This window comes from Bacillus sp. FSL H8-0545 (assembly GCF_038006105.1).
In the GTDB taxonomy this organism is placed as follows: Bacteria; Bacillota; Bacilli; order Bacillales; family Bacillaceae_G; genus Bacillus_A; species Bacillus_A cereus_U.
Map to the genome: position 1 here is coordinate 355,530 of NZ_JBBOUO010000001.1, position 25,902 is coordinate 381,431.

Below are 25,902 nucleotides of genomic sequence, written 5' to 3' on the forward strand. Positions count from 1 at the left end.
TTGATCGAACTCCTTAGATTTTGCCTACAAGGTCAAGGCTTGGTTTAAGTGTTGCAGAACCCTCTTGCCATTTAGCTGGACAAACTTCACCTGGGTTGTTACGTACGTATTGAGCTGCTTTAATTTTGTTAACAAGAATGCTTGCGTCACGACCGATACCGTCAGCATTGATTTCCATAGATTGGATAACGCCGTCTGGATCGATGATGAATGTACCACGAGCAGCAAGACCTTCTTCTTCAATTAAAACGTTGAAGTTGCTAGTGATTGTGCGAGTTGGGTCACCAATCATAATGTATTCGATTTTGCCGATAGTTTCTGAGCTATCATGCCAAGCTTTGTGAGTGAAGTGAGTGTCTGTAGATACAGAGTATACTTCAACACCTAAGTCTTTTAGAGTTGCATATTGGTTTTGTAAGTCTTCAAGTTCAGTTGGGCAAACGAATGTGAAGTCAGCTGGGTAGAAACAAACTACACTCCATTTTCCTTTTAAACTTTCGTCAGTAACTTGAATAAATTCTCCATTATGGTAAGCATTAGCTTTAAACGGTTTTACTTCTGTGCCGATTAATAACATATTAAAATTCCTCCTAAAGGTTGGTTATGAGCATCGGAAATTAGTTTGCTCATAAAATATATTTTTTAATTAACTATAATAATTCTAATTCGATATTAATTATCATATAGAAGTGGTTATTTTGTCAAGAGAATAAACCAACTTTATACCAATTTAATTAATATTTATTCTCAATTAAGGTTGTTAGGGAATTAAAAGGTAATTTTTAAGTCATAAATTTTCAATGAGTGTTTGAAAGAGTAGTGTGTATGTTAGAGACATGGTGTAAGTATAAATTCTTAGGAAGGAAATATTTCTTAGAAGTTGTGGATTTGAAAAGGAACTGCTTACTTCTATTTTACAAAGAATTGTGCAATAAATAAAACAAAATGTATCGGAATCTTTGTGAACAATTATTGTCATCTTAAATATATATAATAAGAAGTATATTGCAATGAGAAATAGAAACATTGACGCTCATTTCTAACAAGATATAATAAAAGCGAGATATGTATTGCAATAGAGAAGATATAGTATAGATTGAAAAAATTTCAGTCTATTATTTTTTACGGCTTTTAGAAAACGTTTACATTTAGTGTGGAGGGGAAACCATGTCTAAGTTCACGAAGTATTTTTTAATGGAAGCTAAAGATGTGATTGCATATGTGCAAGAGAAATTACCTAAGTTCGAACATGCAAAGGGGCTAAAGTGTAAAGAAATAGGTGATGGTAATTTAAATTATGTGTTCCGCGTTTGGGATGAACAGAAGAACATTTCTGTCATTGTAAAGCAAGCTGGGGATACAGCGCGTATTTCAGATGAGTTTAAGTTGTCGACGAATCGAATTCGTATAGAATCAGATGTTTTGCGATTAGAAGGAGAGTTAGCACCTGGACTCGTGCCAAATGTATATTTGTTCGATAGTGTGATGAATTGTTGCGTGATGGAAGATTTATCAGATCACACAATATTGCGCACAGCACTCATAAATCATCAAATGTTTCCGAAGCTTGCTGAGGATTTAACTACTTTTATGGTAAACACTCTTCTATTAACATCAGATGTTGTAATGAATCATAAAGAAAAGAAGGAACTCGTGAAGAATTATATAAATCCTGAGTTATGTGAGATTACAGAGGACCTCGTATATTCAGAGCCATTCACAAACCATAATAAACGAAACGAATTGTTTCAATTAAATGAAGGATGGATTAGGGAGCATATTTATAGTGATAAAGAGCTTCGTATGGAAGTAGCAAAACTTAAGTTTTCGTTTATGACGAATGCACAAGCGCTACTTCATGGTGATTTACATACTGGTTCTGTTTTTGTAAAAAGTGATTCTACAAAGGTTATTGATCCTGAATTTGCTTTTTATGGACCTATGGGATATGACGTTGGAAATATAATGGCAAATTTAATGTTTGCATGGGTGAATGCAGATGCAGTGATGCAATCTGGTATTGAGAAAGATACATATATGAACTGGATAGAATCTACCATGATAGATGTAATTGATTTATTTAAGAAGAAGTTTTTAGATGCTTGGGATATTCATGTGACAGAGATTATGGCGAAGGAAGAAGGCTTTAACCGAGTTTATTTACAATCTGTATTAGAGGATACAGCTGCAGTAACGGGTCTTGAGTTAATTCGTCGTATTGTTGGTCTAGCGAAGGTAAAGGATATTATTTGTATTGAGAATGACGCGGCGCGTGCTAGAGCGGAGCGAATTTGTCTTCAAGTAGCGAAGAAGTTTATTTTACAAGCGAATCAATATAAAACAGGTAGCAGTTTTGTAGAAACGTTAAAAAAACAGTCAATGCATAGTGCGAAATAAGGGGAGAAGATGATGGCAGAGCAATTAATACCAATTCAGTGGAAAGATGATGCTTTAGTGTTATTGGATCAAACGGTATTACCGAACGAAGTAGTCTATGAATCTTTTAAAACGGCTGAGGGTGTGTGGGATGCGATTCAAGTAATGAAAGTACGAGGAGCGCCGGCAATAGGTGTTTCAGCAGCCTACGGTGTATATTTAGGGATAAAGGAAGTTGCGAAAAGTTCGGCGGAAGAATTCATAGCGGAAGCAAAAAAGGTATGTGCATACTTAGCGACATCAAGACCGACGGCAGTAAATTTATTTTGGGCGCTTGAAAGAATGGAAAGTGTAGCGAAAGAGAATGCTCACTTATCAATTGCGCAGTTGAAAGATAGATTATTAGAAGAAGCAAAAGAGATTCATAGAGAGGATGAAGAAATTAACCGTCAAATTGGAGAACATGCATTAACATTATTTCATGATGGCATGGGGGTATTAACGCATTGTAATGCAGGTGCGTTAGCAACGACTAAGTATGGTACTGCGACAGCTCCAATGTACTTAGCGAAAGAAAAAGGATGGGACTTAAAAATCTATTCGGATGAAACACGCCCTAGATTACAAGGTTCAACGTTAACAGCATTAGAACTGCAGCGAGCGGGAATTGATGTAACGGTCATTACAGATAATATGGCAGCAATGGTCATGTCACAAGGGAAAATTGATGCAGTAATCGTTGGATGTGATCGTGTAGCAGCAAACGGGGATGTAGCAAATAAAATTGGAACATTAGGTGTTTCGATTTTGGCTAAATATTATAACATTCCGTTTTATGTAGCAGCACCAACGCCGACAATTGATTTGAAAACACTGACAGGAAAAGAAATTCCAATTGAAGAAAGGGATGCTTCTGAAGTGATCAATCGCTTCGGACAATACTCTGCTCCGCAAGAAAGTAAAGTATACAATCCGGCATTTGATGTCACGCCATCTGACAATGTAACAGCGATTATTACGGAAAAAGGAATTGTGAAAGCACCGTTTACGGAGAATTTAAAAAAGCTATTTTAGTAAGTAGATATATATAGTCAGTCATCATAAGCTTCATACTTAGGGGGATGTATATGTTATTACAAAAAGAAAGAGAAGAAATTGTAGCGTATGGAAAGAAAATGATCTCTAGTGGTTTAACAAAGGGGACGGGGGGAAATATTAGTATTTTCAATCGTGAACAAGGTCTTGTTGCAATTAGCCCAAGTGGTCTAGATTATTATGAAACGACGCCTGAAGATGTAGTTATATTGAATTTAGATGGTGAAGTGATAGAGGGAGAGAGAAAACCATCAAGTGAATTAGATATGCATCTTATCTATTATAGAAATCGTGAAGATATAAATGCGCTTGTACATACACATTCTCCTTATGCGAAGACAATCGCATCATTAGGATGGGAACTTCCTGCTGTGTCATATTTAATTGCTTTTGCAGGTCCGAATGTTCGCTGTGCACCGTATGAAACATTTGGTACGAAGCAATTAGCAGAGGCTGCTTTTGAAGGAATGATTGATCGTCGTGCAGTTTTACTTGCGAATCATGGTTTAATGGCCGGTGCGAATAATATAAAAATGGCGTTTACTATTGCAGAAGAAATAGAGTTTTGTGCTCAAATTTATTATCAAACGAAAAGTATCGGAGAACCGAAATTACTGCCAGAAGACGAGATGGAGAATTTGGCGAAGAAGTTTGAAGGGTATGGGCAGCAGTAGAATGAAATGAAAACCCCCTCAAGAAAAAATCTTGAGGGGGTTTTTCTATGCCTTCTTCAATAACAAATACATAAAGTAAGGTGCACCAATTAAAGCAACGACAATCCCTGCTGGAATACCGTTAGGTTCAACGATATTTCGTCCGATTGTGTCTGCAAATAGTAATAGCCATCCACCAATTAAAACAGCGATTGGCATGAAGATTTGATGCCTTGGACCTACTAAAGATTTGGCGATGTGAGGAGCCATAAGTCCGATAAAGCTAATGCCTCCTGTTACGGAAACAGCAGCGGCAGCAAGTGCAACGGCTGCGATTAATAAGTATCTTCGCTCTTTTTCAATTTCAATTCCAACACCGATTGCTACTGGCTCGTTTAATGCTAGTATATTTAATCGATTTGCTTTATAGAAGACAAATGGGATTAATACGATTAGCCATGGAAGCATCGCTAAAACAAATGTCCAGTCATCCCCCCAAATGTTTCCGGCAATCCATTTTGCGATAAAGTCTACTTTCATACGATCTGCAGATGAAATAAGGACAATCATCATTCCAGATAGTGCAAAGGAAAAACCGATACCAGTTAATGTTAATCGTATTGGCTGAAGTCCTGTTGATTTGCTATATGAAAATACGTAAATTAGAATAGCTGTTAGAAACGCACCGATAAATCCAACGAATGGTAGTAGGTAAAGAAATGAACCTACGTCTATCGGGAAGTATAGAAAGAAAACAGAAACTGCAACACCAGCACCAGCGTTAATGCCGAGAATACCAGGTTCAGCTAAATCGTTTCGGGTAATACCTTGTAATACAGCACCTGATAAAGCGAGTGCCATACCGGCTAATAATGTAATGACGATTCTAGGTAGCCTTAAAGAATATAAAACGAATTCTTCTTTAAATGTACCTTGTCCCATAAGTGTTGGAATTAATCTGTCATAGGAGAGAGCGGCAGAACCGAGTCCCATTCCAATTACAATTGTTGTGATGGTAAGTATAAGTAATGCAAGTATGATAAGGCGTTGTTTCTTTAGAATAGATTGCATCATGAGAAAGCTTTTCCTCCTTTACGTACAATAAATAGGAAGAATGGTAATCCTACAATTGCGACAATTGCAGCAACTGGTGTTTCATACGGAGCGTTAATTGTACGTCCGATTGTATCTGCGAGCAGCATAAAGGAAGCACCAGCGATCGCTGACATCGGTATAACAAAACGGTAATCTGGTCCAACGATTGGACGAACCATATGGGGTACCATAAGTCCGATAAATGCCATGTTTCCGACAAGTGCTACAGAAGCACCAGCAAGCAAGATAATAATGATAAATAAAATCGTTTTAATAACGATAATTTTTTGACCGAGTCCAACGGCAACTTCTTCACTGAAACTAAGAACTGTTAATTTCTTTGCAAGTAAGATAGCGATAAATATACTTATTGAAATAACCGGAATAATAATTTTTAATTGGCTCCAACTCGTTCCAATTACGCCCCCAGCCGTCCACATTGATACATCTTGTGAAATTTTAAAGTAAATGCCAACACCTTCTGAGATTGCAAGTAGAAATGCTGAAACAGCAGCACCAGCTAATACAATTCGAAGAGGGGAAAGTCCGCCCTTTTTCACCATGCCAATTCCAAATACCATAATAGCGCCAATTGCAGCACCGATAAAGCAAGCTAGTGTTAAGTAAAGGTAGCTTATAGAAGGATTGAAGGCAAGTGTTAGTGCAAGTGCAGCATTTGCGCCACCAGTTAAGCCTAGTAATCCCGGATCGGCAAGTGGATTTCGTGTTAATCCTTGCATAATCGCCCCAGAAACAGCAAGTCCAGCTCCTACAAAAATAGCAGCAACTTCACGTGGCAAACGTATTTCGCGAATAATAGATATTTTGTCTCCTTTAGCGGAGGAAGTGAGTGCTAACCATACGTCTTTTATAGAAGTATCTGCAGCACCTAATACCATTGCAAACATAAAAATAAGAAAGAATGCAATGATACTCAAAATTAATTTGTATGTAAAAGCGTTGGAACGTAGGTTGTCTTGCTCTTTTTTCATCAGTTTCACATCTTTTCTTTTCATAGAATAAAGGAAGAGGAATTCTTAAATTAAGAATTCCTCTTGTTTGTATTATTGACCAAGAAAGCTCTTCTTGAAGAAGTCTAGTTGGAAATCTAATGTAAGTGGATCATTGAAATAGAATTCCATCATGTTTGCTTCATATACACGATTATTTTTCACTGCTGGAATGTTTTTATATGATTCTGTCTCTTGGAATGAGTTATCAGTATCTTTGTTTTTACTTACGATTAAGTAATCACCAGCGAACTCAGGTAATACCTCAGTAGATAATGCGTAGTATCCTTCTTTTAAAGCTTTTTCTTTTACTTTTTCAGGCATTTTTAATTTCATTTCTTGGTAAAGAATTTCTGTTCCACGGCCCCAGTTTTCGCCATATACGTAAAGCTGTTTGTTGAAGTTTTCAACAACAGAAACTGTTGCATCTTCACCGATCTTCGCTTTAATGTCTTTTCCAGCTGTTTGTGCGCGTTTCTTGAAATCATCAACCCAAGTTTTTGCTTCTTTTTCTTTATTTAATAATTTACCGATTTCTAAGTGTTGTGTTAAGTAATCAACTTTTCCGTAAGTGTATGTTACAGTAGGAGCGATTTTCTTTAACTTATCAACATTTTTAACATTTGATAAACCAATGATTAAATCTGGATTTAATTCTGCAATCTTTTCAACATTCTCATCTGATACTTCAGCGACATTTTTCAGTTTGCTATCGAAACGTGGGTTTTGTTTAGACCATGAATCTACCCCAACAAGGTTTACACCTAATGACATTACGTTACCAGCGAATGATGATAGGACAACAACACGTTGTGGATTTGCTGGAACTTCTACTTTACCATTTTCTGATTGGTATGTAATTGTTTCTGATTTTTTACCTTTTGCGTCGTTCTTCTTGTCTGTTGAACCGTTGCTACAAGCACTCATAACAAGGACGAACAGAACTGTTAGTGAAATAAATAATTTTTTCATCGTCTTTCTCCTTTAAATAGATGATATGTGTATACAATAATTTGTTTAACTGCAATCTTTTTGAAAGAGTAGTGGTAATACAGAATACAAAATATTTATTAAAAATCTTGAATATGAGATTTCACAATATAGTATTGACCATATTAATGAAAGAAGATGTAATCCCAAATTTGCTAATTATTAACAAACTGATAATGATTATCACTATTGATTCTTTAAATAATATAATTTTATATAGGTGTATTGTCAATAGTAATTTTGATTGTAAATTTTGCGGAAACAGGTTATATTTTATTGAGAATGATAATCAATGACTAATAGCTGAGGAGTGGGCACGAATGAATCGAGAAGAATTGTTTGATGTAACTGTGATAGGCGGAGGACCTGCAGGGCTTTATTCAGCTTTTTATAGTGGACTCAGAGAGATGAAAACGAAAATAATAGAATTTCAACCACAGTTAGGTGGAAAAATACATGTTTATCCAGAAAAAATGATTTGGGATATTGGCGGATTGTTACCGGTTACTGGTGAGAAATTAATTGAGCAACTTGTACAACAAGGATTAACATTTCAACCTGAAGTTGTATTGAATACAAAAATAGAATCAATTATTCGTAATGAAGAGGGTATTTTTACGTTGAAAACAAGCTCTGGGGAAGAACATTTTTCAAAAACAGTGATCGTCGCAACTGGGAGTGGTATATTGAATCCACAAAAGTTATCAATTGAAGGTGCTGAGAGATTCGAAGTCTCAAATTTAAATTATACAGTTAAATCGTTAAAACGTTTCAAAGATAAAACGGTAATTATTTCAGGCGGAGGGAACTCTGCAATTGATTGGGCAAATGAATTAGAACCGATTGCGAAAAAAGTTTATTTAACATATAGAAAAGAAGAATTATCTGGTCATGAAGCACAAGTAAAACAACTTATGAACAGTTCGGCAGAATGTTTCTTTAATACATCGATTACAAAATTAATTGCCGGTGATAACCATGAAGCGATTGAACATGTAGAATTAACAAATCATGAAACTGGAGAGGTTTCTCATTTATCTGTTGAAGAAGTTATTATTAATCATGGATATGAACGTGACATTACATTATTGGAAAATAGTGAGCTAGATGTCGCTATTGTTGATAATTATTATATTGCAGGGAATGCAAATAGTGAGTCCTCGGTAGACGGGTTATATGCCGCTGGAGATATTTTAAAGCATGATGGAAAATTACATTTAATCGCAGGAGCGTTCCAAGATGCTGGAAATGCTGTGAATAAAGCGAAACAATTTATTCAACCAGATGCAAGTGAGTACGGAATGGTTTCTTCGCATAATGAAGTATTTAAGAAGAGAAATCGAGAATTGATAAAGCAGATGATGAATTAATAAAGAAACAAGTATACCCCCATTTACTTCTCTATTCGTATGGACGAGAGAGGTAAATGGGGGTTTTCCTGTTTATTATATCTTCAATCATTATCATGACACCGGTTTCATTAGTTCATGTGGCATGAACGTTTTATTTGTAATCTCTCTAGAAAACAATGAATCTAGGATTGGTTTATGCTGTCCCTTTTTCCTGTTCATTAGGAAATGGTATATTTAGTATAGACGCAATGTATTGTTTTCCGTGTTTTCGAGCTAATGATTCTAATATTTGGCGAACGCGTTTTGTAAGATGACCTTGTTTTTTTATAGCCTCACAATATACGTCATAGAAAACGTATTTAGCCCAAAGGAAATCATCTTGTTGGAATAAGAAATGATTTTTGTACCATTCGCCAATTGTACGATAGCAATTGTTTTCATGTACTGCTGCACTTTGTGAAAGAATACGATCGGATAAAGAATTAGATAGATGAGAAATTGTGTTTTCTGTTTCAACTTGTAATGTTTTTTCTAACATTGTAATGATGTGACGAGTAGCCATATGTTAACTCTCCTTTGTGTAAATGGGTAATACCATTCTATATTTAAAAAAATACTTACTATACTATTATACAATATATGGAATGCATCTACCTGCTTTTTAATTTGTATTTACAAAATCTTTTTTATTTGTTTACAAAAATAAAGTAAGATACAGTATATATATGAAAAAATAATAAAGGAATGAACACATTGTATATAACGATAGAAGAGGCTGCGGAGTATTTGAATTTACCAAAATCTTATGTTGAAGATTTGATTCAGCAAAAGAAAGTTCGTGCGTTGTTCGATGGAGAGCAATATTTATTAAATAAAGAACAATTTAATACACATTTAGAGCAAATGGAGAAATATAAACAGTTAGTGGAAGAAATATTAAACGAACCAATTCCGGAAGATATGGATGTTAAGGACGAAGATTAAATTTATGAAAAGATCCCGTAATAAGATATGCAGGAATGTATCTTATTACGGGATCTTTTTGTATTAAGATACAAAAAATTACCGGAAACCCTAGGATTCATTTAAGCGGAGGAAGGTTTCGTAGGTATTAGTACTACATGTTAAAAGCATATTTTTTCATAGCGGGGACAAACATAGAGAACGTAACCTGTACAGATACATATACTATCAGTGCAAAAGCTTATAAATTAATGGAAGGGGTTTTCTCGTGAGTTTATTTAATTGGGATTTTTTGGAAGGTTTAATTGGATCTTATGTAAGAGTAAACAGAGGTGGACCAGAATCTCAAAAAGGAGCAATAGTATCAGTATATGCGGACTACTTCGTATTACAGAATGAAAAAGGAGAGTACCATTACTACCAGCTTCGCCATCTGAAAAGCATTACAAAAAATACGAAAGATGGTGGGATAGGTGATTCTGTATGGCCGGAAGAAGACAGTGCAGAAGACTTTGAAACGCTACTTCAAGGCTTCAAATACCGCTGGGTAAAAATTAATCGTGGTGGTCCAGAGAAAATTGAAGGTATTTTACAAGATGTTTCTAGCGATTATGTAACGTTAATTATAAAAGAAGAAGTTGTATTAATTGCACTATCTCATATTAAAAGTGTTAATTATAATGCACCAGTAAGTGGAGAGAGCGATGAGAGTAGTGATGAGAGTAGCGATGAGAAAAGTAATGAAAACAGCAATAATTCAAGTCGAGCTCGCGCACAAAGACAATCAAGTAGAGGAAGATAATACAGAAAGGAGGATACGAATTTGAAGGGTGTAGTATGCTGTGATCAAATCAAAGGTTTAGTCGGTGAGAATGTAAAAGTAAATCTTCGCGGACCGGAAAGTCGAGTAGGTGTACTGTCATTGTTAGGAAAAGATTACCTTACACTACAATTACCTCCTGGAGAAGTGGTGTATTATCAACTGAAACATGTGAAGAGTCTAGTCAAGAAAGTGAAAGAAGCACAAGAAGACTATGGTTCATGTTTCTACGCTGATGAAGATACTTTTTTAGATGTATTAAATGACTTGAAGTATAAGTGGATAAAGATTAATCGTGGTGGACCAGAGTGTGTGGAAGGTTTATTAAGTGATATACATGATAATTGTATTACACTAGTAAACTGTGATGAAGTCATTTATGTAATTAATTCTCATATTAAGAGTGTGAGTCAAGTAGTTAAAAGTAAAAAGAATGAAAAAGAATAATGTTTAATAAATAAGAGGGGCATTATGATTGAAAGTGAAGAACGATTTCATATTTCGCTGCAATAATTTCGCGGTATATGAAAAAGAATTCTTACTATTAAAAGACAGAACATTGCCCCTGATTATTTTTTAGAAATGGAAGACAGAAAAGTGCAATTCCATAGAAAGGAGGATATAGATGAATGAGTTAAACAAAAATATTGGAGAAAATATATACGTTAAATTAATCGGTGAAAAAAGATTTAAAGGTGTATTAATTGATGTAGGGAATGATATTGTTGTTCTTTACAATGGACAAGACTATGTATATATATCTTTATATCATATTCAATATTATAGATTTTTAAGAGAGTATGATGAAGAAATATTAAAACCAGATGTGGATTCTGTAATTAAGAGGGAATCACCTTCAATTTCTTTGAGAAAAGTATTAAGTACATCTAAAGGGATTTTTACAGAAATTTATGTGGCAGGAAATGCTCCAATACACGGTTATGTTACAAGTGTAATGAACGATTATATTGTTTTTTATAGCCCAGTTTATAGAACGGTATATATATCTTTAAAGCATTTGAAATGGTTAATTCCTTATAAAGAGAACCAAGTACCTTATTCCCTCAATAAAAATGAACTCCCCGTAAATCCCTTAAATATTACTTTAGCTAGAACGTTTGAAGAACAGCTTATTAAAATGGCTGGGAGAATTATGGTGTTTGATTTAGGTGAGGAATCTAATAAAATTGGAAAAATGGTGAAAATTGATGAAGGACATATTGAAATATTAAAAGCACGTGACGCAAAAATGTACGTGAATATTCAACATGTGAAATCTGTCCATTGTCCGTAGGCTAGTTTAAAGGGCTGGCTTTTTCTTTTATATATGCGGAAGAAAAGGTCGAGCCTATTTGTTTACCGCTATTTGGGTATGAGGGGGAAAGCGAATTGAATATATAAGTATGTTACTATTTTTTACTTATGAAGAGGTAATCTTGTACGAAATTATAAAAAATCTGTACGAGCTATCTTTTATTGTATTCAATTCATTTTTTGAGGAAGTACTGCTCAACTAATCTATTAAAGGGGTTTTGTTTGTGGAGCAGTTTCCAAATGCGTTTTCGATTACATTACTTGGCAGTGCTGGTGGGGCAGCAAAAGCAGTGTTAGCAATTTTGAATCAAGCGGTAGTAAATGAAAAAGATCCAATTTATGAAGTTATAAAGAATGTGAACTTCCATTTGGTGGATATAAAACAAAAAGATAAAAGTTATTATGATGAGTTGTTTCCAAATCTGAAAGGGCAATTTTTTTTATATGAAATAAACCTTCAAGATGTAGTCAAATTTAAACAACATTTAAAAGAAAAAAGAACGAAGGTTGTTATTGATGTTTCAGGGGCAGATACGATTAGGGTACTGAGTTGTTGTAATGACCTTGGCATTTGTTACATTAATTCGGCTTTGGAAAATGAGGCAGTAGATCAAGACGATAGTTTACTTGGTTTTCAGCTTACTGAAAGGTATACGAGGTTTGAGAAGGAGAAAGAAACATTTACAAATACAAGAGCGATTATAGGCTCAGGTATGAATCCGGGTGTTGTTCAATGGATGGTTGTTGAACTTATGAAAGAACGTCCAAATGAAAAGCCGCGAGCATGCTATATTGTAGAACATGATAATTCATTTTTGGGTGATAAAGGGCTAATAAAACCTCATACACTTTATGCATCATGGGCAGTAGAGCGTTTTCTTGATGAAGCGATATGGAGTTATCCTATGTATATGAGCCATCATCGTCCACTTTACTTTTATGAGGATGTATATGCTTCAGAGTATAAAGTGAATTTAGGTGAAAAAGAATTTTATGGTTGCTTAATGCCGCATGAAGAAGTTTTAATCTTGGGAAAATCTTTTAATATGGAAGTGGGTTTTCTTTATCGGATTAATGAGTATACAACAAACTTAATTAGACAGAACTTAGATAAAGTGGAAGATTTATGGAATTGGAATCGTAAAGTATTTAATCCAGCAGAAGATGATATTATAGGAGAAGATTTAGTCGGTGTGTTACTCGTTTATGAAAATAATGAGACATACATGTATAATGTAATGAATAGTAGCCAAGTTTTTCAAAAATATAAAACAAATGCGACGTACTTTCAAGTAGGGTGTGGAATTTATGCTGGTTTATGTAGTTTACTGTTAGATACTTTTGGACAAGGTGCTTATTATGTAGAAGAATTATTATTAAATACTGAAAGTAAGTATGGGGAATATTTAAATTTATATATGAAGGATTTTGTAGTAGGACATAATAATTTTACAGATGGATTGCTAAATGATAGGGTAAGATGGATATAAATTGTGACTGAAAAGGAAGGAGCTGTATCTCCTTCCTTTTATAGTATGAGAAGGTTACATGTTGCCCTGAAAGCAATTTCATAATTATAATTTAAAGAGATAATAGTTGAAATGTTTTTTGGTATTGATCAAGAGGAGTTTTTATATGAACAAATACAAGAGCTTGATTTATGAAGAAAGAGAAGCTTTAAAAGTATTTATATTATTATTCTATATTATATTCTTTTTATATGATGTTATTTATTATTTCGTTTATCCTGCTATGAATATTAATGAAGCAAGGGTAGGGTGGCCAGAAGGTGGTATGGGAATAGGTGTATATATATTAGTAATATCTTTATTTCCTATTTCAATATATCTTCAAAAACAAGGTTATGTATATTTTGTAAAATATTTATTTTTAATTGGGTACATGCTTATTGATCTTATTAATAACTTAATGATTTATTTACACAGTGATCGTGTTTTTGAACAGGGAAATATGGTTGAAATATTTTTAATTTTATTTGCACCGATTTTCGTGAATAGAAAATATTTTTATTTCGTTTCTTGTAGTGTAATTGGAAAATATGTATTTTTCACGTTGATATTACAAGATATAAAAGTTGTGATTCCGCTTGTATTATGTATATTCTTTTTCATCATTTCGCATTCTTTATTAAAGAGATTTCAATCTTATGTAAGGACAGTTGTTGAGATGATGAACAATATGAAAGAGACAGAAAATTTAGCTGTTATTGGGACTATGTCTACAACAATCGCTCATGAAATTCGAAATCCATTAACAGCTTTAAAAGGATTTACACAAATTCAAAAAGAAAGAAATCTTGAAGATACGATGAGCTATGAGATTATGCTGCAAGAAATTGAGAGAATTAATGAGTTTGTTAGTGAATTGATGTTATTAGGAAAACCGAAACCAACAAATTATGAAGGGTGTAATATACGGGAAATCCTTTTATATGTTGTACAGTTAATGGAAAGCTATGCGACTCAATATAAAGTGAAATTTCATTTGCAAGTAGATGGAAATTTACCCGTTATAAATGGTGATGATAAGCAATTAAAACAAGTGTTGTTAAACATCATCAAAAATGGAATTGAATCGATGCCAGAAGGTGGGGATATTCAGATTCATGCATATGAAAAAGTTGGAGAGAACTTGTGTATTTCTGTTGAAGATCAAGGTTTTGGGATAGAAAATGAGGAAATAGAAAAGATCGGAAAAGCTTTTTATACAACAAAAGAGAATGGTACAGGACTTGGATTAATGATTACATATAAAATTATTGAAGAACATCAAGGGAGTATCGCGATTCAAAGTAGTATGGGGGTAGGAACGAAAGTAGAAATTTATTTACCAACAGTGTAGTACATTAGACGAAATTACTTTTCAGAAAAGTGTTCTTGTTGTGTAAATATAAACATTTTATAAAATGTTTAAAGAAGGGTTTTTTTTATAAAACACTTCGTTTATAATGGAGGAAAATATCGACATAGAGCTTTTAGCTCATGTAACGGTTCGGTAGTGTTATGAAAAGAAAAGTAGGGGTGCACGCGCATCCTTTTTTCTATGCAGATATGATGAAAGGGGTGGTATGATGGAATTAACATTGAATTCAACTGTATGTTTACACACAATTCAATTTCGAAAAGAGAGATTAAATTATATTGTAAAAGATACAATTACAGGAGAAACATATGAAATGCCGCCACTTTGGATTGATGCACTAGCAATGATGCGTGACGGTTTTTCATTAGGAGAAATTGAGGAGAAATTAAAAGAAGAGTATCCGGCAGAAGAAGTAAATATGCTAGCATTCACGAGGCAACTGTTAGAGCTAGAGCTTGTCGGAATGATAGATGGAGAAGAGATAGCTTGTACAAAGAAGAAAGATAAAGATTATTTAGCTTGGGTACGTCCAAGGGTGGAACAATTCTTTCTTAACTTAAATAAAAAATATAAAAGCAAAGGTCAAAAGTGATCTTTGCTTTTTTAGTGCAATACAAAATAGGTATTCACCCAAATAAAGATTTTCGCATATTGTAGCTTATGTAAGTAGAATGCTGCGAAGGAGTGAGTGCAGTGACAGGGAATGTATTGAATTATTATGCCGGTGGAAATACAGCTAGAGGATTTCACAGCTTATACGAAGAGAATTTGAAGGGGTTAGACAGGTTGTTTATTTTAAAGGGAGGCCCAGGAACGGGAAAATCTTCTTTAATAAAGGCAATAGGGCGTGAATGGGTCGATAAAGGGTATAATATTGAATTTTTACATTGTTCTTCTGACAATAAATCAGTTGATGGTGTGATTATTCCAAAATTAAAAGTAGGGATTGTTGACGGTACATCACCGCACGTTATTGAGCCGAAAATGCCTGGAGTTGTAGAAGAGTATATAAATTTAGGCGTTGCTTGGGATTCAGATAAATTAAGAAAGCAGAAAATAGAGATTGAACGATTTGTTTCAGAAGCAAGCAAAGCCTTTCAAGCAGCTTACGGGTGTTTTAAAGAGGCGCTAGTTATACATGATGAGTGGGAGAAAATATATATTAATAACATTGATTTTAATAAAGCAAACGAATTAACAGATCAGCTTATACAGAAATTATTTGCAGATAAAGGCGGGAAGAAATCAATTGTGAAACATCGTTTCTTAGGTGCTGCTACACCGAAGGGAGCAGTTGATTTCGTTCCTAATTTGACAGAAGGGCTTCCGCATCGCTATTTTATAAAAGGCCGCCCAGGTTCTGGGAAATCAACAATGCTTAAAAAATTAGCTAAGGAAGCAGAAGAAAAAGGTTTTGAAGTAGAAGTGTATCATTGTGGATTTGATCCAAATAGTCTCGATATGATTATCGTAAGGGAATTAGGATTTGCAATTTTTGATAGCACAGCACCGCATGAATACTTTCCGAGCCGTGAGGGGGATGAGATTATCGATATGTATGATCTCATTGTTGCACCAGGGACAGATGAAAAATATGCTAAGGAAATTCGCGACGTTTCAATTCAGTATAAAACAAAAATGAATGAGGCGATGTCTTTCTTAGCAAAGGCAAAATCAGTTCGTGATAAATTAGAACGAATTTATATTGCCGCTATGGATTTTTCAAAAGTCGATGCATATAGAGAAGAAATCCAAAAAGAGATTGAACGAATTGCAGTTACTGTAATTGAAAAGAAAAAATAGATGTTTTGTTAGGCTGTCGGGAATTTTCTGACAGCTATTTTAGTATCTGGTAAAATTAGTCTTATATTTGTCGGATTTCCAGGGAAATGATCAAAAAATGGGGAGGATATGAAATGAGAGAGAAAATTGAATTAGAACTAGAACGAATTGAAAAAGAGAATGATGTGAAAATTTTATTTGCTGTAGAATCAGGGAGCCGGGCGTGGGGATTTCCATCGAAAGATAGTGATTATGATGTTAGGTTTGTTTATATACGTCCTGTAGAGTGGTATTTATCAATTCATGATAAACGTGATGTGATTGAATACCCAATTAGTGATGATTTAGACATAAGTGGCTGGGATCTTAAAAAGGCATTGCAACTATTTGCAAAATCTAATCCAGCGTTACTCGAATGGATTAGATCACCGATTTTTTATTCGAAAAACTCTAACCTTCCAGAAGAACTTCAGCAAATGAGTGAAAAGGATTTTAATCCGAAATCAACGATATATCATTACTTACATATGGCTTCAAAAAACTATCGTGAATTTTTGCAAGGTGAGAATGTAAAGTTGAAAAAGTACTTTTATGTATTACGTCCTATTTTAGCTTGTAAATGGTTAGAGGAGAAATCGACTTTGCCTCCTGTAGAATTTGATCGATTGATTACAGAATTAATATTAGAACGTAGCGTGTTAGATGAAATTGAAAAGTTATTAATAAAGAAAAAAGCAGGTACTGAATTGGACGTTGGATTGAAAATTGAGGTGCTAAATCAATTTTTAGAAGAACAAATTGATTATTATCAGCAATACGTGAAAGGTATTGAAAAGAGATTAGGGATTGATATTGAGAGTTTGAATACATTATTTCGAAATATGTTGTTTGAAGTATATGAAAAAGAGCACAAGTGAGTTTGTGCTCTTTTTTGTGTTTTAGGAGTAAAGAAAACGGCGCTAGTTACGATTAGTCTTACGAAAGGGAGTAAATGAAAATTCACGCTGAATCTGTAATTATTCGTTATCAACTCGTTTTAATGGTTGATCTGCTGGACCTTCCATAACATCCCCATCAATTGAAAAACGGGAACCGTGACAAGGGCAATCCCACGTACAATCACCGTTATTCCATTCAACTTCACAGCCGAGGTGTGTGCAAGTTGTATCGACGATATGTAATTTTCCTTCTTTATCTTTATAAGCACCTGCTCGTTTACCGTTGACATGTACAACAGATCCTTCGCCAACTTCAAGATCTTCTGGCTTACGTAATGCGGTTTCAATTTTTCCTTCAATTAAGTGTTTAGCAACATCAATGTTCTGAGAGAGGAAAGTTTTTATATCTGGATTTGCATGAAAGCGTGATGGTGCAAACAGTTCTTTATATGGACTGTGGATTTTTAGAATGGAGTCCTTCAGTAAATGAGCTGCTGTAGTTCCAGTCGTCATTCCCCATTTACGATATCCAGTTGCCACAAATATATTTGGATTCCTTTCGTTAATATGTCCGATATAAGGAAGCTTATCTAGCGTGATTAAATCTTGTGCTGACCATCTATAGGGAACTTCATCTACTCCAAAAGTTGCTTCAGCAAAAGAATAGAGTGCTTCGTAATGAAGCATCGTATTAATTCCTTGGCCTGTTTTATGGCTCTCTCCGCCAATCAATATCAGCTTTTCTCCATTGCTTGTCGTATAACGTATGGAGCGTTTTGGATCATCGATACTTAAATACATGCCCCCTGGATAATCTGTTTTTGCTTTTATTGCGAGAGCATAGGAGCGTTCTGCGTACATTCGCGTAAAGAAAAAGCTATTAGCATCATAAAAAGGAAAATGTGAACAAGAGACAATATATTTACAAGTGATGCGATGGTCACCCTTTGTAATTACTTGTGGATAATCTCCTTTTTCCACATCAATAGCTGTTGTTTGCTCATAAACCATTCCGCCCATTTCCACAAACTTTTCTAAAAGTGTTTTTAAATAAAGGAGGGGATGGAATTGCGCTTGATTTTTCATCACAAGTGCAGATTGTACGGGAATAGGAATCGACAGAGATTGAACATAGTCACAAGGTATATTTAACTTTTGATAGGCTTCATATTCTTTCGTTAAATTTCGCAGGCCATTATTGGTAGTTGTATATAAATAAGAATCTTCATTTGTGAAATTACAGTCGATTTTATATGTTTGTACAGTCTCATTTATGAATTGTAGAGCTTTACTATTTGATTCGTAGTAAAGTTGAGCTTTTTCAACACCAAAATTGTTTATTAATTCATCATAAATGAGATCATGTTGGGCTGTTACTTTTGCGGTTGTATGCCCAGTTGTTCCATTTAAAACAGAACCAGAATCAATTAAAACGACTTTCATTCCTTCTTTAGCGAGTAAATAGGCGGTGGTAATGCCTGTAATACCAGCTCCGATAACGGCAACTTCGGTCTTTATATTTTCGGATAAATGAGGAAAAGTAGGAAATTGAGTAGATTCAATCCAATAGGATGATGGTAACTGCGGAAATGTGTCATCTGTCATTTTGAAAACCTCCTAAATTAGAACAATTTTCCTTTTAATATTTCCATATTATATGGAATTCATGTATGTTGTTTTCGTAGCGTTCTATTTTTATTAAACGAAAGATAAAATTATTTTAATATAATTATTTTATTGGGGCAGTATGAAGAAGTAGGATTTATATAAAGCTAAATTCAAGTGATTCCATTTGTTGATTACATAGAGAGTTCTTGAATGAGATAGAGTCTGTGTTGTTTAAGTGGATGTGTATATATAGCGGATAAAGCCTTATGAAATCTATGCTTTTTCTTTAGTGAAATAAAGTATAATTATAAAAATATAACCAACTTTTATTACTAGGTCATAAAAGTTGTTGACAATATAGAAATTCTATTGTTATGATTCATCATGTGGAAAGGTTGATAGAGAGTAAAAAGAGAAATGTTTTTCATTGATAATAAAAGCGGAAAAATAAGTGACGATAGAGTGAGTATATTTTCCTTATGATAAATGCTTTTTGGATCACGTAGTAAAATCAATCTGGAAGCAAGAATTAATATATGCAAGTTGCGCAGGGCGCGGCATAAGAAAGGGGCAAAAGGATGAAGGAGCTTCATACGTTTGGGTGGTATGCAGCGCGTGTATCACCACATTTGCCGAAAAAAGCATTTAAACCAGTTCCTAATCGTTTATTTGGTGGACTGGCTTATTTACTTGTGGCATTGGCTGGTTTAATAACGATCGGTGTATTTGAATTGAATGTGTGGGCAAATCTAGGAATTGCAATTGTTCTTGGATTATGTTTTGCTTCACTTGGGTTTTTAGGACATGAAATTTTACATGGAACAGTTGTAAGAAAGGCATGGCTTCGTGATTTTTTAGGTGCGATAGCATTTATGCCATTATCAACTGGCCCAAAACTTTGGAGAAAGTGGCATAATGCAACGCATCATGTTCACACACAGCATGAAGAGAATGATCCAGATGCATGGCCGACATTTGAGAAACTGAAAAAGAGTAAGTTTTTGAGTTGGGTATATCGCATGCCTCTTCATGTACGTTCATTCTTTAGTTTTCTGTCACTAACAATTCAATTTACGTTACATTCGACTCGAATGTTCTTTCATTTTATAAAAGAATTTAAGTCATCCAATCAAAAATCTGTATGGCTTCAACTTCTTTTGCCCTGGACAGTTTGGATTAGTTTATTGTTTATTATGGGACCTGCAAAGTGGTTCTTTGCATACGTGATTCCGTTGTTAATTGCTAACTTTATTGTAATGGCGTATATCGCAACAAATCACCGCTTAAATCCAATTGTTCCAGTAAATGATCCATTAGCAAACTGTTTATCAGTAACAGTGCCGCGCTGGGTAGACGTTTTACATTTCAATTTCTCATACCATACAGAACATCATCTGTTTCCTGCTATGAGTTCTAAATACTATCCATTAGTAAAAGATAAAATTAAAGAAATGTGGCCGGAACGCTATCACGAAATGCCGATGACAAAAGCATTGGCAGCACTTTGGAATACACCACGTGTGTATTATCACGGAAGTGAATTAGTTGATCCGCATAGGGAGCATTTCTATGGTTCTTTAGGAAATGGATTGGATCCTCATAATATTTCATATCGTGAGGAACATATAGAGGAAAAAGAGACTATAAAAAAAGCAAATCAATAATAGATATATTTTACGATGAAAAAGCAAGCTCTTTTAGAGCTTGCTTTTTGTTATAAAGAAACTTCTTTCTTGTTCTTTGTCTTGACTTGGACAGAGTTATTTTCTTTCCGTTGTAGTCGTTTTTCTAGAAGACTAACAAAATAAGTAAATAGAAGAACTAGTGCGAGATAGTATACACCAACAATGATATATGTATCTAATTGCTGGAAGTTACCTGCGGCAATTGATAAACCGGATCCCCATAATTCGGACATTCCTACATAAGCGACAAGTGAAGAATCTTTTAATCCAATAATAAATTGGTTCCCTAGAGGGGGAAGAGATAGACGAAATGCTTGTGGTAATATAATCCGGCGCATCGCTAAAGGGTAAGGCATCCCTAAAGAGCGAGCAGCTTCTAATTGTCCACGGTCAACGGATTGAATTGATCCGCGGAAAATTTCAGTAATATATGCACCGTTATGAATTGCTAAAGCAATTGCTCCTGCCCAAAAAGGGGTAAAAACAACAACGGATGTAATCCCAAAATAGAGAATGGCAATTTGAACAATTAAAGGTGTACCACGAATAATGGCGATGTATACATGAGCAATACTATTTAAAACCTTATTGTTAGAGATTCGAAAGAAAGCGACTAGTAATCCAATTAGTGAACCGAGTAATAGGGATGTTAATGTTAATTGTAATGTGACAATAGTAGCCTTTAAGAGTGTGGGATAGGTAGAGATAAAAATTTCAAACATATGTGTCACCTCATATTGTATGGATTTTAGTAGGGAATGAAATGCCCCACATACAAGGTGGGGCATAATTTATGAAATCTCTAAATGGCTAACTTACTTTGTTTTTGCCTCGTCTCCAAGAATATTACGCCCAAACCATTTCTTACTAATCTTTTCATACGTGCCGTCTTTAATGATTTCATCTAGCGCTTTATTTACCTTTTCAACCATGTCTTTATTGTCTTTATGAATAGCAATTCCCATTTCATCAAGGTTTAACGGTTTTCCAGCTTCTTTTATATTTGATTTACCTTCTTTAATCATACGAAGACCAACCATTTGATCAGTAATAACTGCGTCTACACGTCCTGGTTCTAAGTCCATAAGTGCAGTAATATCACTATCATATTCTGTAATTTGATCTGTATGTTTTGCAACAAGGGTTTTGAAAGTACTTGCTTTTACAACACCTATTTTTTTCCCTTTCAAGTCCTCTGGAGAAGAGATAGATGTATTCTTTTTAGCTACAAAAATTTGTGCACCAGAGCGATAATATGGATTTGAGAAATTCACGGCTTTTAATCGTTCTTCTGTAATTGCCATACTTCCTAATATCACATCATATTTTTTTGATTGTAGACCTTGAATCAATGTTTCCCAAGGATTTGTAACAGGAACAGGTTTCATTCCCATCTTTTTCGCGAGAGCTTCGCCTATTTCTACATCAAAACCGACAAGTTTCCCGTCATTTTCTTTATAGTTAAAAGGTTTGTATAAACCACTCATCGCATAACGAAATTCTTTTTGACCATTAGATGAAGTGGTAGAGCTTTCCTTACTACAGGCTCCTAGTATGAAGGATGTACATAATGTAATACTCGCAACAATGGTTAATAGTTTTCTTTTCATAAAACCCCTCCTATATATTGATCATACGGATTGTTTTCAATATGCTATGGAGATATTTTATTTGGACAATTAGTTGTGTCCCGTATGAATGAATTTCTTTATGTTTGAAACAGAAGTTACATTATAAAACGTTGCGTAAAAATTGCTTTGCCCGTTCATGCGATGGAGCGGAAAAAAATTGCGCTGGCGAAGCATCCTCTACAATTTTCCCGTCATCCATAAAGATAACGCGGTCAGCTACATCTCTTGCGAAATTCATTTCATGAGTAACAATAACCATTGTCATTCCTTCTTCAGCAAGTTCTTTCATAACTTGCAACACTTCTCCAACAAGTTCAGGGTCTAAAGCTGAGGTAGGTTCATCAAATAGCATAATTTTAGGATTCATGGCAAGAGCTCGTGCAATCGCAATTCGTTGTTTTTGACCACCGGAAAGGAGGTGGGGAGTTACATCTGCTTTATCTTGTAGGCCGACTTTTTGTAGGAGTTGATTTCCAATCTCCTTTGCATTTGCTGTCTCCAATTTTTTTACGTGAATAGGTGCTTCTATGATGTTTTCTAGTGAGGTCATATGAGGAAATAGGTTAAAGTGCTGAAAAACCATACCGACATTTTCACGGACTTTGTTTAAATTTGAATGCTTTGGATCAATTCGCTCACCTTGTAAGTGAATTTCACCTTCATCGTACATTTCTAAAAAGTTAAGACAGCGAAGTAATGTACTTTTGCCGGAACCACTGGCGCCGATTAAAACAACAACTTCTTTTTCTTTTACTTCTAAATCAATTCCTTTTAAAACATCAAGTGATCCGAATGATTTTACTAGATTTCGAACTTGAATCATACAAAACCCCCAGTCAAAAATATATTTACAAATGTTGCCCCGTATTTCTGTTATTAGTCATAAATTGTCAGAATCCTTTATTTTTTTCATATAGTTTGATATTCAAAGAAATAATGATTTTTAAAATCCCTATATCTTTCTATAACGAAAATATGGATAATAATATATATGTAGTACTTACAATAAGGGGGAAAGAAGAGATGGAAAAAGAAAGGAAGACATTTTCCTTTGGCTTACGTACACAACTTATGCTATTCACTACAGTTTTAGCTTTCATTACATATTCAACAAGCTTATTTTTTATTTACGTTATATATGATTATTTTCAAATTTATGTAAGTCGAACTGTTTATAATATTATCGTTATGTTATTAGGTGTAGTATGGTCTGGAATTTTAGCGTATGGAGCAGCAATATTTTTAATTAAACCACTTCGAAAGTTGGAGGAAGCTGCAAGGAAAGCGGCTGATGGTGATATTCGTGAAGATGTCCCGTTGCCAAAAGTAGATGATGAGATTAAATCTTTAAGTGTTGCATTTAATATGATGCTAGGGAACTTAAGGGGCATGGTAAAAAATATTGATACTACATTTTCGTATACAAATAATCAAGTTCAGCAAATTAGAAAACAAACAGGGGAAGCGACGAAGCAAGCACAAGGTGTATCTGAGACCCTTGCAGAGATTTCTTTCGGCGCGGAGCAATCAGCAGCATCGATTCAGGCGATTGTTTCTACTGTTGATACAACAACTTCTATTGCGAGTGAAGTAGAAGAAAAAGCAAAACAGTCTGACGGGTTGTCTTCAGAAATGGTTCAAGCTTTAGGACAAAGTACACGTGTCTTTAATTCTTTAATTCAAGGTATTCAAACATTGGCGAAAGAAAATGAAGATTCGATGCGAAATGTACAGCAGTTAGAAGAACGAATGAAACAAGTTGAACATATTGTTTCTGTTGTGAGTGAGATTGCTAGCCAAACCAATTTATTAGCACTCAACGCCTCTATTGAGGCAGCTCGTGCAGGAGAACATGGAAGAGGCTTTGCGGTTGTAGCAGAAGAAGTACGTAAACTTGCTGATGAAAGTGATCATTCTGCAAGAAACATATCGCAGTTATTACGGAATATGCAAGATGAAGTGCAACAAGTCGCGATGAAAATGACCGAGCAAGTGAAAAAAGCTAAAGAAGAGGCGAAACGCGGGGAAGCTACTGAATTAATTTTAAAAGAAATGTCATCAAGTATTATGGAAGTAGCCGATGCAACCAAGCAAATTAGTAGTTATATGAATGAACAAGTGAGTCACATTCATCAAACAGGAGCACAAACAAAGGCTGTAGCAGCAATTGCTGAGGAAACGTCAGCTGGTTCACAAGAAGTGACACGTGTAACGAGACAACAATCTAAAAACATGGTGATAATCGATCGATTATTAAAGGATTTAGAGAAGCAAGCAGCTGATTTGAAACAAACGATTGAACGATTTTCAATGTAAAAAGGAAGAACAGAATTCTGTTCTTCCTTTTTACGTATGGGAAGGAGGAATGCTTTGTTGAAAACGAAAAACATTACAAGGGTCATATGCTGTCTTCACTTTACGCAACCTTTGAAAATTAGAGCCATAATAACTAGTTTGCCAATTTTTTATGTCGATATCCGGCCAATTGACATAGTCTCCCAGTGTGTAAGGATCTAAGCTTTCCCGTAAATCTTTAACCCAGCGTATATTTCGGTTTTCTTCATCGTTGCATTTCCAAGAAGTAATATATTCTTGAGCAATAATTGCCTTGCGGTGGAAATAAGCTGTTTCATTAGGGGAAATGTTTTCTACAGCACCTACGAGTGATTGGTGCCAAATACTCGCATCTTTATTTGGTGCATGAGAAAGAAAATGTTGTAAGATTTGAATACCTTTAAGAGGGATAGGTTTATATACGTAGGAACCAGAGCGTTTAAATTTTTCAGGAATATTACCACCGTTAAAAAATTGAACAGCTTTTATATATGGAACCTCCTCAATAAAGCGAGAGGGATTACCGGTTTTAAGAAGAGGAGATAATAGATGATAGAGTTCAGAAGGAGAGCCGACAAATTCACCTTTCACCTCAATTTTATTTCGTTGTTTAGAGAATAATTCAATTGATGAAGTGAGACGTTCATCTATATAAGGTGCCCAGTTTTGCCAAGCTTGAAATGCAGCAACAAAGTCTTTCCATTCCCATGTAAGTGAGAAAATTGATACGTTTTTTATAGGGTGGACTCGAAATGTTAAGGAAGTAACAATCCCAAAATTCCCACCGCCACCACCACAGCATGCCCAAAACAGGCTAGAGTTTTCTCGTTCATTTGCGCGAATGATTTTTGCACCAAATTTTCCGCACGCTTGTACCATTTCGACTTCTACTAATTGATCACATGTTAGTCCAAATAAGCGTGAAAGCATGCCAATGCCACCGCCGAGTGTTAACCCCACAATTCCGACACTTGCACTTGTGCCAGCTGGTATTGTAACACTATATTTCCAAAGTTCTTTATAAACAGTTCCGAGATTTGCACCAGCTTCGATTGTTGCTGTTAATTTCCTTGTACTAACCGTAATTTGCTTCATTTCACTCACATCAATAATAAGCCCGCCATTTAAAAGAGAGAAGTTTTCGTAGCTATGACGTCCACTTCTTAAGCGAAATGGTATATGACGCTCACGTGCCCATTTTAAGGCGTTACACACATCATTTTTATTTTGACAAAAAACAATAATACAAGGGGATTTTGGAATGCTTAAATTTAAATTTATTCGGGCTATGTCATACTCAGGATCCGAGGGAACGACGATACGACCAGTTAATTTTGTTTGTTTCAATTTATATCTCCTTTCTGAAATAATAT

Annotated in this window: 24 protein-coding genes and 2 pseudogenes; 16 read left to right on the forward strand and 10 right to left on the reverse strand. The window is 34.8% G+C overall.

Going from position 1 to position 25,902, the window contains the following annotated elements:
- Nucleotides 1–13 precede the first annotated feature (13 nt).
- On the reverse strand, nt 14–577 hold the full coding sequence (gene ahpC, locus MHI07_RS01925) for an alkyl hydroperoxide reductase subunit C (RefSeq protein ID WP_002115711.1): 564 nt from the start codon (nt 575–577) through the stop codon (nt 14–16).
- A gap of 590 nt (nt 578–1,167) precedes the next feature.
- Here ahpC and mtnK point away from each other — a divergent pair.
- From mtnK to MHI07_RS01940, 3 genes are read left to right on the forward strand one after another with little or no spacing between them, the layout of a single operon-like run.
- The gene (mtnK, locus tag MHI07_RS01930; RefSeq protein WP_002159463.1) at nt 1,168–2,397 is read left to right on the forward strand and encodes an S-methyl-5-thioribose kinase; all 1,230 of its coding nucleotides are present in this window, start codon (nt 1,168–1,170) and stop codon (nt 2,395–2,397) included.
- A 12-nt stretch (nt 2,398–2,409) separates the two neighbouring features.
- Complete coding sequence (gene mtnA, locus MHI07_RS01935) at nt 2,410–3,450, forward strand: S-methyl-5-thioribose-1-phosphate isomerase (protein ID WP_002159462.1); 1,041 nt, start codon at nt 2,410–2,412, stop codon at nt 3,448–3,450.
- A 53-nt stretch (nt 3,451–3,503) separates the two neighbouring features.
- Entirely contained in the window at nt 3,504–4,145 is a 642-nt protein-coding gene (locus MHI07_RS01940; protein ID WP_002159461.1) for an L-fuculose-phosphate aldolase, read from the forward strand.
- A 45-nt stretch (nt 4,146–4,190) separates the two neighbouring features.
- Here the strand turns inward: MHI07_RS01940 and MHI07_RS01945 are convergent, their stop codons facing one another.
- The 3 genes from MHI07_RS01945 to MHI07_RS01955 are packed head-to-tail and all read right to left on the reverse strand — an operon-like array spanning nt 4,191 to nt 7,201.
- A complete protein-coding gene (locus tag MHI07_RS01945) occupies nt 4,191–5,198 on the reverse strand; it encodes a FecCD family ABC transporter permease (protein ID WP_340821648.1) in 1,008 nt (335 codons plus the stop codon).
- Nucleotides 5,195–6,235 (reverse strand): FecCD family ABC transporter permease, encoded by a 1,041-nt coding sequence (locus tag MHI07_RS01950; protein WP_340821650.1) that lies wholly within the window; start codon nt 6,233–6,235, stop codon nt 5,195–5,197. The genes MHI07_RS01945 and MHI07_RS01950 overlap by 4 nt, the downstream gene beginning before the upstream one ends.
- A 48-nt stretch (nt 6,236–6,283) precedes the next feature.
- Complete coding sequence (locus MHI07_RS01955; RefSeq protein ID WP_002159458.1) at nt 6,284–7,201, reverse strand: iron-hydroxamate ABC transporter substrate-binding protein; 918 nt, start codon at nt 7,199–7,201, stop codon at nt 6,284–6,286.
- Nucleotides 7,202–7,539: 338 nt separating this feature from the next.
- Here MHI07_RS01955 and MHI07_RS01960 point away from each other — a divergent pair, with 338 nt between their 5' ends.
- Nucleotides 7,540–8,589, forward strand: a complete 1,050-nt coding sequence (locus MHI07_RS01960; RefSeq protein WP_340821654.1) for an NAD(P)/FAD-dependent oxidoreductase — start codon at nt 7,540–7,542, stop codon at nt 8,587–8,589.
- A gap of 175 nt (nt 8,590–8,764) precedes the next feature.
- Here the strand turns inward: MHI07_RS01960 and MHI07_RS01965 are convergent, their stop codons facing one another.
- On the reverse strand, nt 8,765–9,133 hold the full coding sequence (locus tag MHI07_RS01965; RefSeq protein WP_340821655.1) for a hypothetical protein: 369 nt from the start codon (nt 9,131–9,133) through the stop codon (nt 8,765–8,767).
- A gap of 182 nt (nt 9,134–9,315) precedes the next feature.
- On the opposite strand from MHI07_RS01965, the gene MHI07_RS01970 reads away from it, so the two are divergent.
- From MHI07_RS01970 to MHI07_RS02010, 9 genes are all read left to right on the forward strand, one after another.
- On the forward strand, nt 9,316–9,555 hold the full coding sequence (locus MHI07_RS01970) for a helix-turn-helix domain-containing protein (RefSeq protein ID WP_080018159.1): 240 nt from the start codon (nt 9,316–9,318) through the stop codon (nt 9,553–9,555).
- Between the two features lie 247 nt (nt 9,556–9,802).
- A complete protein-coding gene (locus MHI07_RS01975; RefSeq protein ID WP_340821657.1) occupies nt 9,803–10,336 on the forward strand; it encodes a spore coat protein in 534 nt (177 codons plus the stop codon).
- Between the two features lie 21 nt (nt 10,337–10,357).
- Nucleotides 10,358–10,801: a spore coat protein gene (locus MHI07_RS01980; RefSeq protein ID WP_340821659.1), complete on the forward strand. Its 444-nt coding sequence runs from the start codon at nt 10,358–10,360 to the stop codon at nt 10,799–10,801.
- A gap of 178 nt (nt 10,802–10,979) precedes the next feature.
- Nucleotides 10,980–11,648 (forward strand): DUF2642 domain-containing protein, encoded by a 669-nt coding sequence (locus tag MHI07_RS01985; RefSeq protein WP_340821661.1) that lies wholly within the window; start codon nt 10,980–10,982, stop codon nt 11,646–11,648.
- A gap of 244 nt (nt 11,649–11,892) precedes the next feature.
- Entirely contained in the window at nt 11,893–13,158 is a 1,266-nt protein-coding gene (locus MHI07_RS01990) for a hypothetical protein (RefSeq protein ID WP_016103415.1), read from the forward strand.
- Between the two features lie 145 nt (nt 13,159–13,303).
- Nucleotides 13,304–14,530, forward strand: coding sequence for an ATP-binding protein (locus MHI07_RS01995; protein WP_340821665.1), 1,227 nt, complete (start codon nt 13,304–13,306; stop codon nt 14,528–14,530).
- A 229-nt stretch (nt 14,531–14,759) separates the two neighbouring features.
- A complete protein-coding gene (locus MHI07_RS02000) occupies nt 14,760–15,143 on the forward strand; it encodes a hypothetical protein (RefSeq protein ID WP_033710503.1) in 384 nt (127 codons plus the stop codon).
- A 92-nt stretch (nt 15,144–15,235) separates the two neighbouring features.
- Entirely contained in the window at nt 15,236–16,354 is a 1,119-nt protein-coding gene (locus MHI07_RS02005; protein WP_078173530.1) for a PRK06851 family protein, read from the forward strand.
- A 113-nt stretch (nt 16,355–16,467) separates the two neighbouring features.
- Nucleotides 16,468–17,250: a nucleotidyltransferase domain-containing protein gene (locus tag MHI07_RS02010; protein WP_002159448.1), complete on the forward strand. Its 783-nt coding sequence runs from the start codon at nt 16,468–16,470 to the stop codon at nt 17,248–17,250.
- Nucleotides 17,251–17,349: 99 nt separating this feature from the next.
- Here the strand turns inward: MHI07_RS02010 and MHI07_RS02015 are convergent, their stop codons facing one another.
- Nucleotides 17,350–18,876: an FAD-dependent oxidoreductase gene (locus MHI07_RS02015; RefSeq protein ID WP_340821670.1), complete on the reverse strand. Its 1,527-nt coding sequence runs from the start codon at nt 18,874–18,876 to the stop codon at nt 17,350–17,352.
- Between the two features lie 581 nt (nt 18,877–19,457).
- On the opposite strand from MHI07_RS02015, the gene MHI07_RS02020 reads away from it, so the two are divergent.
- A complete protein-coding gene (locus tag MHI07_RS02020; protein WP_002159446.1) occupies nt 19,458–20,543 on the forward strand; it encodes a fatty acid desaturase family protein in 1,086 nt (361 codons plus the stop codon).
- Between the two features lie 50 nt (nt 20,544–20,593).
- Here MHI07_RS02020 and MHI07_RS02025 read toward each other — a convergent pair whose 3' ends face one another.
- The 3 genes from MHI07_RS02025 to MHI07_RS02035 form a co-directional block, all read right to left on the reverse strand.
- Nucleotides 20,594–21,286 (reverse strand): amino acid ABC transporter permease, encoded by a 693-nt coding sequence (locus tag MHI07_RS02025; protein WP_002159445.1) that lies wholly within the window; start codon nt 21,284–21,286, stop codon nt 20,594–20,596.
- A 93-nt stretch (nt 21,287–21,379) separates the two neighbouring features.
- Complete coding sequence (locus MHI07_RS02030; protein WP_002159444.1) at nt 21,380–22,174, reverse strand: ABC transporter substrate-binding protein; 795 nt, start codon at nt 22,172–22,174, stop codon at nt 21,380–21,382.
- A gap of 121 nt (nt 22,175–22,295) precedes the next feature.
- A complete protein-coding gene (locus MHI07_RS02035; protein WP_002113623.1) occupies nt 22,296–23,018 on the reverse strand; it encodes an amino acid ABC transporter ATP-binding protein in 723 nt (240 codons plus the stop codon).
- A 365-nt stretch (nt 23,019–23,383) separates the two neighbouring features.
- On the opposite strand from MHI07_RS02035, the pseudogene MHI07_RS29330 reads away from it, so the two are divergent.
- Nucleotides 23,384–23,569: pseudogene (locus MHI07_RS29330) on the forward strand (HAMP domain-containing protein); the annotation flags it as partial.
- Nucleotides 23,570–23,929: 360 nt separating this feature from the next.
- Nucleotides 23,930–24,511: pseudogene (locus tag MHI07_RS29335) on the forward strand (methyl-accepting chemotaxis protein); the annotation flags it as partial.
- A 30-nt stretch (nt 24,512–24,541) separates the two neighbouring features.
- Here the strand turns inward: MHI07_RS29335 and MHI07_RS02045 are convergent.
- A complete protein-coding gene (locus tag MHI07_RS02045; RefSeq protein WP_340821678.1) occupies nt 24,542–25,876 on the reverse strand; it encodes an FAD-dependent oxidoreductase in 1,335 nt (444 codons plus the stop codon).
- Between the last annotated feature and the right edge of the window lie 26 nt (nt 25,877–25,902).